Annotated in this window: 13 protein-coding genes; 11 read left to right on the top strand and 2 right to left on the bottom strand. The window is 42.2% G+C overall.

What is annotated here, in order from left to right:
• The first annotated feature begins 170 nt into the window (after window positions 1–170).
• The 3 genes from LYZ37_RS18350 (at window position 171) to LYZ37_RS18360 (ending at window position 2,199) form a co-directional block, all read left to right on the top strand.
• Window positions 171–1,001, top strand: a complete 831-nt coding sequence (locus LYZ37_RS18350; protein WP_272788266.1) for a DUF6279 family lipoprotein — start codon at window positions 171–173, stop codon at window positions 999–1,001.
• 88 nt (window positions 1,002–1,089) lie between these two features.
• Complete coding sequence (locus tag LYZ37_RS18355) at window positions 1,090–1,854, top strand: sulfite exporter TauE/SafE family protein (RefSeq protein WP_272788267.1); 765 nt, start codon at window positions 1,090–1,092, stop codon at window positions 1,852–1,854.
• Between the two features lie 153 nt (window positions 1,855–2,007).
• The gene (locus tag LYZ37_RS18360) at window positions 2,008–2,199 is read left to right on the top strand and encodes a hypothetical protein (protein WP_004748196.1); all 192 of its coding nucleotides are present in this window, start codon (window positions 2,008–2,010) and stop codon (window positions 2,197–2,199) included.
• Between the two features lie 19 nt (window positions 2,200–2,218).
• Here LYZ37_RS18360 and exaC read toward each other — a convergent pair whose 3' ends face one another.
• On the bottom strand, window positions 2,219–3,739 hold the full coding sequence (gene exaC, locus LYZ37_RS18365; protein ID WP_272788268.1) for an acetaldehyde dehydrogenase ExaC: 1,521 nt from the start codon (window positions 3,737–3,739) through the stop codon (window positions 2,219–2,221).
• 254 nt (window positions 3,740–3,993) lie between these two features.
• Here exaC and LYZ37_RS18370 point away from each other — a divergent pair, with 254 nt between their 5' ends.
• The gene (locus LYZ37_RS18370) at window positions 3,994–5,757 is read left to right on the top strand and encodes a sigma-54-dependent Fis family transcriptional regulator (RefSeq protein ID WP_272788269.1); all 1,764 of its coding nucleotides are present in this window, start codon (window positions 3,994–3,996) and stop codon (window positions 5,755–5,757) included.
• Here the strand turns inward: LYZ37_RS18370 and LYZ37_RS18375 are convergent.
• The gene (locus LYZ37_RS18375; protein WP_171383128.1) at window positions 5,750–6,154 is read right to left on the bottom strand and encodes a VOC family protein; all 405 of its coding nucleotides are present in this window, start codon (window positions 6,152–6,154) and stop codon (window positions 5,750–5,752) included. The genes LYZ37_RS18370 and LYZ37_RS18375 overlap by 8 nt on opposite strands.
• Window positions 6,155–6,253: 99 nt before the next feature.
• Between LYZ37_RS18375 and LYZ37_RS18380 the strand changes: the two genes are divergently transcribed.
• From LYZ37_RS18380 to tviB, 7 genes are all read left to right on the top strand, one after another.
• Window positions 6,254–6,559 carry a putative quinol monooxygenase gene (locus tag LYZ37_RS18380; protein WP_272788270.1) on the top strand — a complete coding sequence of 102 codons (306 nt, stop codon included), beginning with the start codon at window positions 6,254–6,256 and terminating at the stop codon, window positions 6,557–6,559.
• Between the two features lie 14 nt (window positions 6,560–6,573).
• The gene (locus LYZ37_RS18385) at window positions 6,574–7,017 is read left to right on the top strand and encodes a YtoQ family protein (RefSeq protein WP_272788271.1); all 444 of its coding nucleotides are present in this window, start codon (window positions 6,574–6,576) and stop codon (window positions 7,015–7,017) included.
• A 476-nt stretch (window positions 7,018–7,493) separates the two neighbouring features.
• Window positions 7,494–8,903: an undecaprenyl-phosphate glucose phosphotransferase gene (locus tag LYZ37_RS18390; RefSeq protein ID WP_272788272.1), complete on the top strand. Its 1,410-nt coding sequence runs from the start codon at window positions 7,494–7,496 to the stop codon at window positions 8,901–8,903.
• 10 nt (window positions 8,904–8,913) lie between these two features.
• The gene (locus LYZ37_RS18395) at window positions 8,914–10,149 is read left to right on the top strand and encodes an outer membrane beta-barrel protein (protein WP_272788273.1); all 1,236 of its coding nucleotides are present in this window, start codon (window positions 8,914–8,916) and stop codon (window positions 10,147–10,149) included.
• A 13-nt stretch (window positions 10,150–10,162) separates the two neighbouring features.
• Window positions 10,163–10,693, top strand: coding sequence for a polysaccharide biosynthesis/export family protein (locus tag LYZ37_RS18400; protein WP_272788274.1), 531 nt, complete (start codon window positions 10,163–10,165; stop codon window positions 10,691–10,693).
• Window positions 10,694–10,734: 41 nt separating this feature from the next.
• The gene (locus tag LYZ37_RS18405) at window positions 10,735–12,942 is read left to right on the top strand and encodes a GumC family protein (RefSeq protein ID WP_272788275.1); all 2,208 of its coding nucleotides are present in this window, start codon (window positions 10,735–10,737) and stop codon (window positions 12,940–12,942) included.
• Between the two features lie 44 nt (window positions 12,943–12,986).
• Window positions 12,987–14,267 carry a Vi polysaccharide biosynthesis UDP-N-acetylglucosamine C-6 dehydrogenase TviB gene (gene tviB / locus LYZ37_RS18410; protein ID WP_272788276.1) on the top strand — a complete coding sequence of 427 codons (1,281 nt, stop codon included), beginning with the start codon at window positions 12,987–12,989 and terminating at the stop codon, window positions 14,265–14,267.

Below are 14,267 nucleotides of genomic sequence, written 5' to 3' on the forward strand. Positions count from 1 at the left end.
CCTAGTTGATCTAATTACGATCGCGGCTAACCGTTTGTTTAAGCGATGAACATTAAAAAAGAGAGCGGATCTGGTATCGAAGTTGCTTGTGTTGTTGATACAGACACAAGAGCGTAAAGTGTCTATGTTAAGAATAATGGTGTCAGCAGTGAATTGCGCAGGATGAAGCAATGAAAAAACTAGGAATACTGTTTGCTGTCTGTTTGGCTCTGGCTGGATGTAGTACCAAGTTTGTCTATAACAATATGGACTGGCTGTTACTGGAGTATCTTGATGACTATGTTGAGCTCAATGATTCTCAAGAAGAGATTGTTAGTCAAAAGGTAGCCGTTCTGAGTGAGTGGCATCGTACACAAGAAATCCCCCATTATGTTGAACATCTTGATGAGCTAATGGCAATCGAACCTAACACGTTCACAATGGATCAGCTTAAAGAGCAGGAAGCTAAATTTCAGCAGCATTCACAGCGCCTTGTGGCGAGAGTTGCACCCGAACTTTATTCCATTGCTAGAGAGTTATCTAACGAGCAAGTAGAAGAGTTGATGAACAGTATTCGTGTTCGTCACACCAAATACAAAAGAAAATACCAAAAACTTTCCGACTCAGAAATCAAAGAGCGTTATAAAGAGCGCATTGAAGAGAATCTAGAAACTTGGCTTGGCCGTCTAACCAAGCAACAACAAGCGTTATTGGATGATTGGGTAGCGGATCTTTATGTCACTTCTCATGATTGGATTAACCACCAAACAAAAATGCGTATTGAAGTGAATACCTTATTATCGAATCGTCTCGATATGGCTAAGTTCCAGCCTGAATTTCAACAGCTAATGTTTAACCCAAACAGCTTCTATGCGCCGGAACTTGAGCAAAAAATCGATCACAATAAACAAGTCGCAAATCAGTATCTGGTAAAAGTCATTAACTCTATGACCACTAAGCAGACGAAGCACTATCGTGAAGAACTGCAAGACTGGAAAGAACTTGCACTAGATATTCAGTAACTTACGCCACAAAACCGGCAAAATGAGGTTTGTTTAATAGTTTGAGCAAGCTAGAGTAAGAGATTCCTTACACAACCTTGCGATAACTATGGAATGGATTCTGTTATTTGGCGCGGGCGTTTTGGGAGGGATACTCAATAGCATTGCTGGTGGCGGGAGTTTTATCACTTTTCCAGCGCTTATGTTTGTGGGCGTACCTCCTGTCGTTGCGAATGCCACAAATACTTTTGCCGCGTGTGCTGGCTATATCAGCGGCACCTATGGGTTTAGGCACGATATCGCTGAGTCCACTGGTTCTATGAAGCGAATCATTGTTCTTAGTCTTGTTGGTGGCGCACTCGGTGCTTATTTGCTCCTTAGTGTTTCAGAACACCAGTTTTTAACCGCAATTCCTTGGTTACTCCTGTTTGCAACTTTACTATTTTTGTTTGGTAACCAAATCAACCACTGGACTGCCAAGCTTTCTCGTTCGGCTTCACTTCACCCGCTGTGGGCGGTACTTTCTGCCTCGATGCTGCTTATTATCGTTTCTGCGTATGGTGGTTTCTTTAATGCAGGGTTAGGAGTTGTAGTGCTGAGTTATTTGGTGCTAGCGGGTCACAGTGACATCAACCAAATGAATGGCCTAAAGCTGTTAATCTCTTCTTGTGTCTCTCTTATCGCCATAGTGGTGTTCGTTATTGATGGTTCAATAGACTGGTGGCGAGGCGGTGCAGTGATGCTGGGAACGCTATCGGGAGGCTATGTCGCCGCAAGAGTCTCGCGAAAAATAGAGCAACATTACGTTAAAGGCTTTGTCGCCTTATCTAGCGTTGCAATGACTGTGTACTTTTTCTTAGATGTCTATATCTAAAGACGCTTGCCTACCTTGAGTGCTATCACACTCATATCTATTTTGATGTCAATTTAGGTTAATTTAGCTTTCCAAAAGGCATAATAAAAGTGGTCAAGAAAAGGCCATTTATTTGTCTTTCAAGGCCTTTTCGATTTGCGATTAGGAGGCTTTATGAGTAGAAAACTAGGCAGAGTCATGTCAAGTAGCCGCATGATTACCTTCGTTGCATTTCTAGCTGCAACATTTGCTTGGATATTAAAGATGCCGGCGCTGTTTACTGTTTCGTTGATTGCGCTTGTAGCTAGTGGTGGTCTCTATCTAAACGATAAGTATAAGCACCGTAAAGAAGAAAAGAGCGCCTGATGGCGCTCTGAGATGTGTCTTAGAAGAATCCTAATGGGTTAACATCGTAACTGATCAGTAGGTTCTTGGTGTTTTGGTAATGATCGAGCATCATTTTGTGTGTCTCTCGGCCAATACCTGACTTCTTATAACCACCAAATGCAGCGTGAGCAGGGTAAGCGTGGTAACAGTTGACCCAGATTCGTCCCGCTTCGATGTTGCGACCCATTCGATACGCTAGGTTGGCATCGCGAGTCCACACGCCAGCACCAAGACCGTACTCGGTATCATTAGCAATCGCGAGTGCTTCTGCTTCATCTTTGAAACTGGTCACCGCAATCACAGGGCCAAAAATCTCTTCTTGGAAAACACGCATCTTATTGTTGCCTTCAAGCAAAGTAGGCTGAATGTAGTAACCTGATTCAATGGCGTCAGTTTGCTGAGCAATCTCACCACCAAACACCACTTTCGCACCTTCTTGGCGGCCGATTTCTAGGTAACTTAAAATCTTATCAAATTGTTCCTGAGAAGCCTGCGCGCCAACCTGAGTCTCAGTGTCGAGTGGGTTGCCTTGTTTAATAGTCTTCGCTCTTTCGGCCACTTTAGCGATGAACTTATCGTAGACAGATTCGTGGACTAAGACACGTGATGGACAGGTACAGACTTCACCTTGGTTAAAGAACGCGAGCAAAGTCCCTTCGATACATTTATCTAGGTATTCATCTTCATGGTCAAAGATATCTGGGAAGTAGATGTTAGGTGATTTGCCACCTAGTTCAACCGTCGATGGAATGAGGCTTTCGGCGGCGCACTTAAGAATATGGTTACCAATTTCTGTTGAGCCCGTAAACGCGAGTTTGGCAATACGGTTGCTGGTTGCGAGTGCTTGGCCTGCTTCGCTACCGAAGCCGTTGACCACATTAACCACCCCGGCAGGAATAAGGTCACCGATTTTTTCCATCAATAGTAGGATTGAAGTAGGTGTCTGCTCTGCGGGTTTTAAGACGACACAACACCCTGCTGCAAGTGCAGGCGCTAGCTTCCATGCCGCCATTAGCATTGGGAAGTTCCAAGGGATGATTTGTCCAACCACACCAATCGGCTCAGGGAAGTGGTAGCTTGCGGTATTAACATCGAGCTCAGCGGCACTGCCTTCTTGAGCGCGAATACAGCCTGCAAAGTAACGGAAATGATCGACAACAAGCGGTAAATCCGCGGCTAGTGTTTCACGAACAGGCTTTCCGTTTTCCCATGTCTCTGCGACAGCAAGCTCTTCTAAGTTCTGCTCAATTCGATCCGCGATTTTAAGCAGAATATTTGAACGTTCAGTTACGCTTGTCGCTGCCCAACTCGCTCGTACACTATGCGCCGCATCAAGGGCGAGGTTAATATCCTCCTCACCAGAACGCGCAACTTTACAATAAGCTTGACCATTAACAGGCGAGGTGTTGTCAAAGTATTCACCTGACACAGGCTTAACCCATTCGCCCCCAATGAAATTGTCATAGTGGGTTTTGAAACTAACAACGGAACCTTGACTGCCTGGCTGTGCGTAAATCATATAAATATCCTTTTTATTTTCTCATTCAAGTATGTCTGAAGGACTCACACTCGGGTGAACACTTCTAATGGCACAGGTTAGTTAACGCAAATCACAGACCAAATGTTAAAAACTTGTTGTAATTATTTTCTGGCGCTAGAGTATTCAAGGCTTAAAGAAAGATGTTTTAAACACAAAGTAGAGGAACGAGTTGTTAACAAATTGTTCAACTGTTCCAAATTGGTACAACTCAAGTGTTCAAAGTTGGAACAGGTATGGAACTACAGACAACACAATCTGGTGACTGGCTCGCCTCTTCATGGCAAAGAAGCTCGAATGCAGGTTTAAGACAAATTAAAAAACCGGATGACATTAATGTTTCAAACGTTTTGCTCAAGGAGCGACGTTACAACGCCCAAGGAGTCATTCAAGCGGTCAAACAATGTGCATTGCCTCTGTTCAATCAAGTTATGTCTCGTAGCGAAAGCCGCTTGATATTAACCGACTCTGAAGGTGTGATACTTGCCAGTTGGGGGCAGGAGAAGTTTCGAGAGAAATTGATGTCAATCGCCCTCGAATCGGGCACATGTTGGCAAGAAAAATGGAAAGGCACTAATGCGATCGGAACCGCTCTTTTTGAACAAAAAGCGGTTTCCGTTATCGGTGAACAGCACTTTATCAAACAGCACAGGTTTATCAGTTGCTCTGCTAGTCCTCTGTTCAACCATCTAGGCGAACTGGTTGGGATTCTTGATATTACGAGCGAGCAAGCCAAACATGATGTGACAACGCAACTTTTAGTGCAAAACATGGTTCAGTTGGTTGAAAACTACATGCTAACCCAAATTCCAGAAGGATCGCTGCAAATTAACTTGGCCCATAACGAATCGGTGTTAAAAAGCGGCTGGCAAGGGATAGTGATTGCGGATGAGAATGGTCATGTTGTGGCTCACAATCAAGTGGCCACCCAATTAATTGATCAGGCTTCTTTGCTGGGCGAGCATTTCGAGAATCTACTCCGACAATCGCTACAAAATCAGTTCGTTTTTGAAAAGAAAAGCATTGGCAAAACACCTTCCGCTAAGAAATGGATCAGCGCAGCCAGCGACCTGCATTACGGAGACGATAAGGTGGAGCAGGCTTGGCAACAGGCCAACAAGGTCATGGGTTGCGATATCAGTCTGTTGATCTTAGGTGAAACCGGGGTGGGAAAAGGTGAGTTTGTTAAAGCACTGCACAAGCACAGCAGTCGTCGCAGTGAACCCTTGGTTACCGTAAACTGTGGTGCATTGCCGAAAGATTTAATCGAGTCGGAGTTGTTTGGTCATGCACCAGGTGCATTTACTGGTGCTAACAAGCAAGGCTACAGTGGGCGCATAAGACAAGCCGATAAGGGTATCTTGTTCCTTGATGAAATAGGGGAGATGCCGCTTGAGGCACAGTGTCGCTTGCTATCGGTATTGCAAGATAAAGTCGTGATGCCGGTGGGATCTGCTCAATCTCACCATGTTGATATTCAGGTCATCGCGGCAACGCATCAAGATCTAAATCTTTTGGTTTCTCAAGGTAAGTTCAGGCAAGACTTATATTATCGACTCAATGGATTGGTGGTGGCGTTACCGTCTTTGTATGAACGCCAAGATAAGCTCGCCTTGATTCACGCTATTCACAACAAGTATCAGCAGAATAATCAAATGCTTTCGAATGAGCTGACAAGCGCACTGATGAATTATCGTTGGCCAGGTAATCTCAGAGAACTCGACAACCTAGTCAAAGTCGCGAGCTTAATTGCCCGTGATACCCACGAAATAGGCATAGAACATCTGCCTGCTCACTTTTCACAGCCTTTGCAAGGTTTTCAGCCCAGTGCAAAAGATGATGAAGAGGTATCTGATCTAAAGTCTACGCTTAACGCCACTTTAATCGATACCTATCACACTCACAATGGCAATGTCAGCAAAGTCTCTCGCGCGCTTGGCATTAGCCGTAACACGGTATATCGCAAACTCAAAGCCTTGGGGTTAATGAAAGCTAAATGATATTTTGGTGCGAGATATCTGGATGATATAGCGGTTGAATAACATGGCCTTCAGGATCTTTGCAGTGAAAGCTCCGAGCGCCATCACTATGATCGTGAGGCTCATCCAAGACTGGCACTCCTTTATCTAACATAAACTCGTACCAATGATGGAGTTCATCCTTGGTTCTGACGATAAAACCAAAATGATCGACGCTTATCGGTGAGCAAACTCGTTGAGACTGCGCTCGTCCAAGCGACAAGTTATCACAACCATTGGTCAGATAAACGAGGTTATCATTGGCTCTTCTTAGGATACTCATCCCCATAATTTCTGTGTAAAAAGCTTCACACTCCTCATATTTTTGAACAACTAGTGCGATATGTCTAATGCCACTGAATGGTGTTGGTCTATCCATACTTTATCCCTTTGTACAATATCCCTATCCATATTGTATACAATAAAGTTGTTGTGGTACAACTATAAGTAGAACCAAACTCAAGGAGGGTAAACTATTATGTACTGCATTATTGTGAGCAATCGAGTCAAGCAGGGATGCGAAGAAGACTATATATCCATTATGGGTAAAAATGCTCGTTGTTCAGTGGAGAATGAAGAAGGTTGTATACAATTTGATGTGGTGAAGGATATCAATGATCCTCAGCTGTTTCATTTGTACGAGATTTATCAAAACCAACAAGCGCTGGCGATACATAAGCAAACCCAGCACTACTTATTAAGTCGAGAGCAACTCGCTGATATAGTCATAGAGCAATCTGTACTGCGCGCTGATGTGTTAGCGACAAATGCTAAGAAAAGCTAGAAGGGAGTAATCAAATGATTTGGAAAGTTTACCTAAGTGGGGAAATACACACCGATTGGCGTGAACGCATAGTTGAAGGAGCAAGGAAGTTGGAACTCAATATAGAGTTCTACTCAGCGAATACAGACCATGAGTCAAGCGATGCGGCTGGAGATATGTTACGACAGAACGAATCAGGCTTTTGGCGTGATCATCAGTCTTCTAAGGTCAATGCTATTCGAACGTCCACTTTGATCAAGCAATGTGATATTGGCGTAGTACGTTTTGGCGAAAAGTATCGCCAATGGAATGCCGCGTTCGATGCGGGCATGCTATCGGCACTCGATAAGCCTTACATTACTCTTCATGATGAGTCACTGATTCACCCTCTTAAAGAAGTCGACGCGGCCGCAATGGCATGGGCAGAATCCCCAGAGCAGGTTGTTGAGCTGCTAAAGTACGTTGTTCAATCCAACTAGTGATAGATTAGCCATCTCGCAAACAGCACCACCTAAAAGGTGGTGTTTTTTTATGAAAAAACGAAATTTATAAAACTAAATAAAGTCGAGGAATCTCAATCTAAACATTGAGACCAAGTCAAATTTATTCTTTTAAACTGAAAGTTATCACTAGCGTTGTCTTAAATGTAATAATCTCGTGTCTCATGTCTAATATATGAGAATGCTTCATTACTTCTATTTCTTGCCTCAAAAGTGCGACTCACGACGAATTAACTAGTGGCTGTAATAATAAAAACATAATATTTATTGAGTGTATTTTATACAGTTTTATAACTTATTTTGTTTCTCAGTTTTGAGACTTTACTTTTTATGCAGATCTAATTAAAAATAAACCCGCTTTTATTTATGATGCAAAAGTTATACGTAGAGAATAACTGTTTAACAACTCAATAGCCCTTAAGGTCTACGCCTTGGGAGTAGTAGCGTACCGAAATATGGATATGACCACGCAAAGAAAAGTTAAATTCGGAGAGGAAGAGTCTAATGCCCTCTATCGAATAATTGATGGATTTGTAATTATATTTTTACTCCTTGTAGTATCCACAATTTATTTAGGTGATTTTTCGAAGATTTATACTATTTCAGGCTTAGTCTCAGCTTTGCTTTTTGTGTTTTTTGCCGAACAATCTGGCTTGTACCGATATAATGGTGTATTTGTTCAGCGTCATGAATTTAAGAATATTATCGGTGCATGGCTGCAAACACTACTTGTACTGTTGTTGTTTGCATTCTTTACTAAATGGACAGAAGTCCATTCTAGAGTAGTTATCACCACTTGGATGCTTGCCACACCCGCGCTGCTGATTTCCAGTCGACTTATTGGAAACTCTCTAATCCGTGCGCACTACAAAAAACACCAATATAAGCAAAAAGCGATAATTGTCGGTGTCTCAAATGCAGGCATTCGCTTGGCGCATGATATGGCAAATGACAAATCATCTAACCTTGATTTCGTAGGTTTCTATGATGATAGAGAGCCAAGCCGTCTTGCGAAGGATGGCCTCAGTAAGCCAATCTTGGGATCGATTAAAGACTCAGTCGAGAAAGCAAAAAAACGCGAGATACGCCATGTTTACATTGCATTACCAATGGGTGAAGTTCAGCGCGTAAAAGACGTCGTGAAAATGTTTTCTGATACCACGGCACGTGTTTATCTGATACCCGACATTTATACCTATGAGCTTATGCAGGCACGTTGGCGCACGATTGGCAACAGTCCAACAATTAGTGTTCAAGATACTCCATTTTACGGTTTAGCCAGTGTTGTAAAACGCGCAGAAGATATTTTATTAGCGAGCATTATTACTTTTCTAATTAGCCCAGTTTTATTGATGGTTGCAATTGGCGTTAAGTTGTCTGGTCCAGGTCCAATTATTTTTAAGCAAATGCGTTATGGGTTAGATGGGGCGGCTATTAAGGTTTGGAAGTTTCGTTCGATGAGTACTACGGATAATGGCAACGTTGTAAAGCAAGCAACGAAAAATGATCCAAGAGTCACTAAGTTTGGAGCATTTATTCGAAAAACGTCTCTCGATGAGTTACCTCAATTTATTAATGTTATTCAAGGTCGAATGTCAATTGTTGGTCCAAGACCACACGCCGTTGCACATAACGAAGAATATCGACAAATAGTCGATAAATATATGCTTCGACACAAGGTAAAACCGGGAATTACAGGTTTGGCTCAGATCAGTGGTTATCGAGGCGAAACCGATACGTTAGAGAAAATGGAAAAGCGAGTTGAGTATGATCTTAAATACATCCAAAACTGGAGCTTATCACTCGATCTCAAAATTATATTCATGACTATTTTTAAAGGCTTTGTGGGTAAAACTGCCTACTAGAGGATTAATGATGAACACAGTAAAGAAAGCATTGTCCGCTTTGGCGCTTACTCTAACAGCATCCCAAGTGTATGCCCAATTTGAGGGTAATGGCTATGTTACGCAATCAGGTTTAAAAATACTGCCTATTTTAGACAGTAGAATCGAACATAACGACAATGTTGGAAGATACTCTGATGCAGAGTCTCCGGAGTCTTCAACAGTATTTGTCATTGAACCTGGGATTGCTTTTCAATCAGATCGGGGAGGAAATAGCTACCAGATCGCTTATCAGATTTCTTCTGGTCTCTATACCGACAGCAGTGATGACAATTATGTAGACCATAAGCTATCTACCAATAATTCTATTATTCTTAACAGCCGAAATGCACTTTCTCTAAATTATGCCTACCTATTTCTTCATGAAGAGCGTGGTACTGGAATTCTTGCGGGTGACTCACTGTCTACAATTGCTTCTGGGCCAGTCGAATATGCTGTTAATGATGCAAGCATTGTACATGCATTTGGTTCTGATGAAGCTAAAGGAAGAATTGAAACTACACTTCGCCTTCAGGATAGGAAGTACCATAACTATCGGGATATTCAGGACCCACGCTTTAGTCAAGTTAGCACTCGTTTCAAGGACTACTTCGAGTATGGTGGCGGTGTAGCGTTTTATTGGCGTGCTTTTCCCGCAACGAGTTTACTATTTGAAATCGATGCGTCTAAACGCGCTTATGATCTAAATGATCCTGTGACCAATAACTCTCAGGATAGTGTGGATATATTTTACCTAACTGGTGCGACGTGGGATATCACAGGTAAAACAACAGGTAAGCTAAGGTTTGGTTTACAAGACAAGTCGTATGATGATGTGACTAAGGATGATTTTAGTGGCTTTAGCTGGGATCTAGAACTTGTTTGGGAGCCACTTAATTATTCAAAAGTTACTGTATCTGCTGCTCAGAGGGCAAGAGATCCTGATCAAGGTTCAAATTATGTCGATGAGACGAGTTTTGATGGTGCTTGGAAGCATTATTGGCTGAGCCATTTATTTACTCAAACGTCACTTAGATTCATTTTGGATGATTATTCTGAATCTTCGAGAACCGATGACTTGTACAAAGTAGACCTGTCCATAGGCTACGAAATTAGAGATCACGTAGAGATTAATGCTGGCTGGCGACTAGAAGACAACGACTCTTCTGTTGTTGGTAATAGTTACGATCAAAATGTTTTATATTTTTCTGCCAACATGTTGTTTTAGTTGAGGAGTTTTGATGTTTAACGTTATTAAAGCTGGCCTATTATTTTTTGCTTCTTTGTCAATCGCTCAAGCTAAATCATTTGAAGATACTTATGTTATTGGCGCTGGCGACAAAATTCAGATTTCAGTTTACGGTGAGTCAGACTTATCGATTGACGAACTATACATAAGCAACAGTGGCAAATTTGAATACCCTTACTTAGGTCAGTTAAGCGCGCTCAATAAAACTCCTGAAAGTCTTAAAAATGAAATTATCAACGGCTTAAAAGGCGATTACTTGATCTCGCCAAAAGTGAGAGTGAGTGTAGTAGGGTTTCGCAGTATTTACGTAAATGGTGAAGTAAAAAAACCCGGTGGATATGAGTATCAACCAGGACTAACAGTTGATAAAGCGATTGCGTTAGCTGGAGGTTTTACAGATCGAGCTGCCAAAGACAAAGTGTACATTACTCAATCAGGGTCTGAAGAGATAAAAAACAAAGTCAGACTATCAAAAAAGATCATGCCTGGCGACATCATCGTTATTGAACAGAGCTTCTTTTAACCCTAAGCCCATCACTCTTCATATTCGGACTACAATACAATATGTTAAGCCCTTCTCAATCTAGCACTTACGAACAAGAACATTTGATCGATCTTGGTTATTTCTTCCATTTAATCAAAAAGCGGTGGCTTTCTATTTCCCTGTTTACGTTGCTGTGTACGGCAATTTCTGCCTTGGTGGCATTATCGATTAACCCAACTTACAAGGCTACTGCAACGTTACTTATAGAGTCAGCACCCAAGAATGCTATTTCCATTGAAGAGGTGGTCGGTATTGATACTAGAGCGGCAGAATATTACCTGACTCAATTTGAAATCCTCAAATCAAATCAAGTCGCGCAACGTGTTATCGACAAGTTACAGTTAGCGCAAGTGGCAGAGTTTAACCCAAGCATCCTTCCATCAGAGCCTAGCTTTTTTGACGGAATCGTTGACGACATAAAAAAACACCCCCTAATCTTCCCATACTTTGCTAGTCACGAATCGCAAGCCATTGAATTATCATTGGCTGAAGACGCGATTAACCGTAACGTCCTCAAAGCGTTTAAAGAGAAGCTATCAATATCTCCGATTCGAAAAACTCAGTTGGTTAATATCTCATTTGAATCGCAAGATCCTAAACTTGCCGCTCAAATTGCGAACGAAGTTGGACAAGCTTTTATCGAAAACAATCTAGAATCGAAACTACTCGCGACTGAGCAAGCGACTGGTTGGATCAATGTTCGATTGGCTGAACTAAAACAGAAACTGGATGAGTCTGAACAAGCATTGCTAAGCTTTTTGCAGCAACAAGAGCTGATTGATAACAGCGGTATCGTGTCGCTCACCAGTTCGGAGCTATCTAACCTTACCGATAGAATCTCTAAAGCAACAGAGAGACGCATAGAAACCCAAGCAATTTACAACTCGCTGAAAGATAACACAAAGGCTGATGCAATTACCCTCGCATCTATTTCACTTATCTCCAATCATCCACAAATTCGTGATATTCGACTTGCAGAGTCGAATGCAGAAAAGCAAGTCAGCGAACTGGCAAAACGCTATGGCCCAAAGCATGACAAAATGATCCAAGCTAACGCGCAGTTGAAATCAGTTCAGCAAAGCGCCAATCGTTTGACTCAAAAGCTTGTGAATGGAATTGAGAAGGAACTCACCAGTGCTAAGCAGCAAGAATTCTTGCTTAAACAAGAGCTACTAGATAAAAAAGAAGAGTTTCAGGCCCTAAGCGTCGTTAAACGTGAATACGACACACTGAAACGTGATGTTGACACCAATGCTAAGCTGTACGATCTATTCCTCACTCGCCAAAAAGAAACCTCCGCCACGAGTGACTTTAGCGCAGCTAACGCCCGTTTTAGTGACTACGCATTAACTCCTGAGTTTCCGCACAAACCGAATCGCAAGTTAATCGTTGCTTTAGCGCTAGTTGCGAGTGCAGGTTTTGCTGTTGTCTTAGTTATCCTGCTTGATGCATTCAACAATACGATTGAATCTGCACGCGATTTTGAAAACAAACTCGGTCTTTTACCAACTGGTACTCTGCCTTTCATAAAAGATCGTCGCTACAAAAAGGCACCATTTGATGCGAAGGTATTCGATGATGAGAAGTTCCGAATCTATCAAGAATCGGTTGATTCAGTAAGGACTTCACTAAATTTAAGCCTGTTCAATAAACAGCGTAAACTCTTGGCAGTATCATCCGCGGTGCCGGGAGAAGGTAAAACGACCACTGCTGTAAACTTAGCCAACTCATTTGCAAAGTTAGAAAAAGTACTGTTGATTGATTGTGACTTGAGAAAACCTTCAGTTGCGCAACGCTTCGGTTTTTCTCCAAGCCAACCGGGTTTATCCAATATTTTACTGATGAACACTCCTATTGAAGAGTGTATTCATGGTGTCGAGGGTAGAAGCTTAGATATTTTGACTGCGGGGATGTTGGCACCAAATTCTCAAGAATTATTGAGCAGCGATGCGTTTGAGAAACTAGTTACTCATCTAGCTAGTAAGTATGACCGCATCATCTTCGATACACCACCAATTTTGCCGGTTAAAGATGCATTTATTGTGGGCAAGCTAACGAAAGGAATTTTGTTAGTACTTAAAGCAAACAGTACCAGTAAATCTGTCTACAAACACACCATGACGCTATTTACCAAGCACGAAATTGCCATTGATGGAGTGGTGTTGAATCAGGTGCCCGCGCCGAAAAAAGGGGCTCATACTTATTCGGAATATGCACAACAAAGATAAACACACCCTAATAATTTTCATTTACAATTAATCTGAGTTAGACGATGAATAATATAAATAGAGATCTTAAACTGGCCATTATCGGTCTCGGTTATGTTGGCCTACCTTTAGCGGTAGAGTTTGGTAAAAAGCGTGACGTGATAGGTTTTGACATTAACCAACCACGTATTGACGAGTTGAATACTGGGGTCGACAGTACGTTAGAAGTTGAGGCTGAGTTATTAGCTGAAGCACAAGGCTTAGTATTCACTTGTGATGTCCAGAAGCTAAAAGAAGCTAATACTTATTTAGTAACTGTACCAACACCAATCGATGACGCGAAAAAGCCAGATCTTACGCCTTTGATCAAAGCCAGCGAAATGATAGGAAAGGTATTGAAAAAAGGCGATATCGTCATTTATGAATCAACAGTGTACCCAGGCGCAACCGAAGAAATTTGTGTACCTGTGCTAGAAGCGGAATCTGGTTTGATTTTTAACCAAGATTTTTTTGCAGGTTACAGCCCTGAGCGTATTAACCCTGGTGATAAAGAGCACCGCGTCACCAGTATCCTTAAGGTAACCTCAGGTTCAAACTCTGAGATTGCAGCTATTGTTGATAGTTTATACAACGAGGTAATTGAAGCGGGTACGCACAAGGCAAGCTCAATTCGCGTCGCAGAGGCGGCGAAGGTCATTGAAAATACGCAGCGTGACGTAAACATCGCGTTGATTAATGAATTATCACTGATTTTTAATAAGATGGATATTGATACCCTTGAAGTATTGGAAGCTGCTGGTACCAAATGGAACTTCTTACCTTTCCGTCCAGGCTTGGTTGGCGGCCACTGTATTGGCGTTGACCCGTACTACTTGACTCACAAAGCAGAGTCTATCGGTTATCACCCAGAAATGATCCTAGCGGGTCGTCGCTTGAATGATAACATGGGCCGCTACGTGGTGAGCCAGTTGGTGAAAGCGATGCTAGGCAAAAAAATTCACGTAAATGATGCGAACGTGTTACTGATGGGCTTAACTTTTAAAGAGAACTGTCCAGACCTACGTAATACAAAAGTGGTTGATATTATCAGCGAGTTGGCAGAATACGGCATCAACGTAGACGTGTATGATCCTTGGGTATCGGCTGAAGAAGCGGAGCACGAGTACGGCATTACGCCAATCAAAGAGCCTGTGGCAGGTAAATACGACGGTGTGATTGTAGCGGTGGCTCACAATGAGTTTAAAGACATGAGTGAGGAAGAGTTGAAAGCGTTACAAAAGGAAAGCGCGGTAATTTACGACCTTAAGTACGTATTACCAAAAGCCCTAACGGACTTAAGACTGTAA

Source organism: Vibrio tubiashii (assembly GCF_028551255.1).
Classification (GTDB): domain Bacteria; phylum Pseudomonadota; class Gammaproteobacteria; order Enterobacterales; family Vibrionaceae; genus Vibrio; species Vibrio tubiashii_B.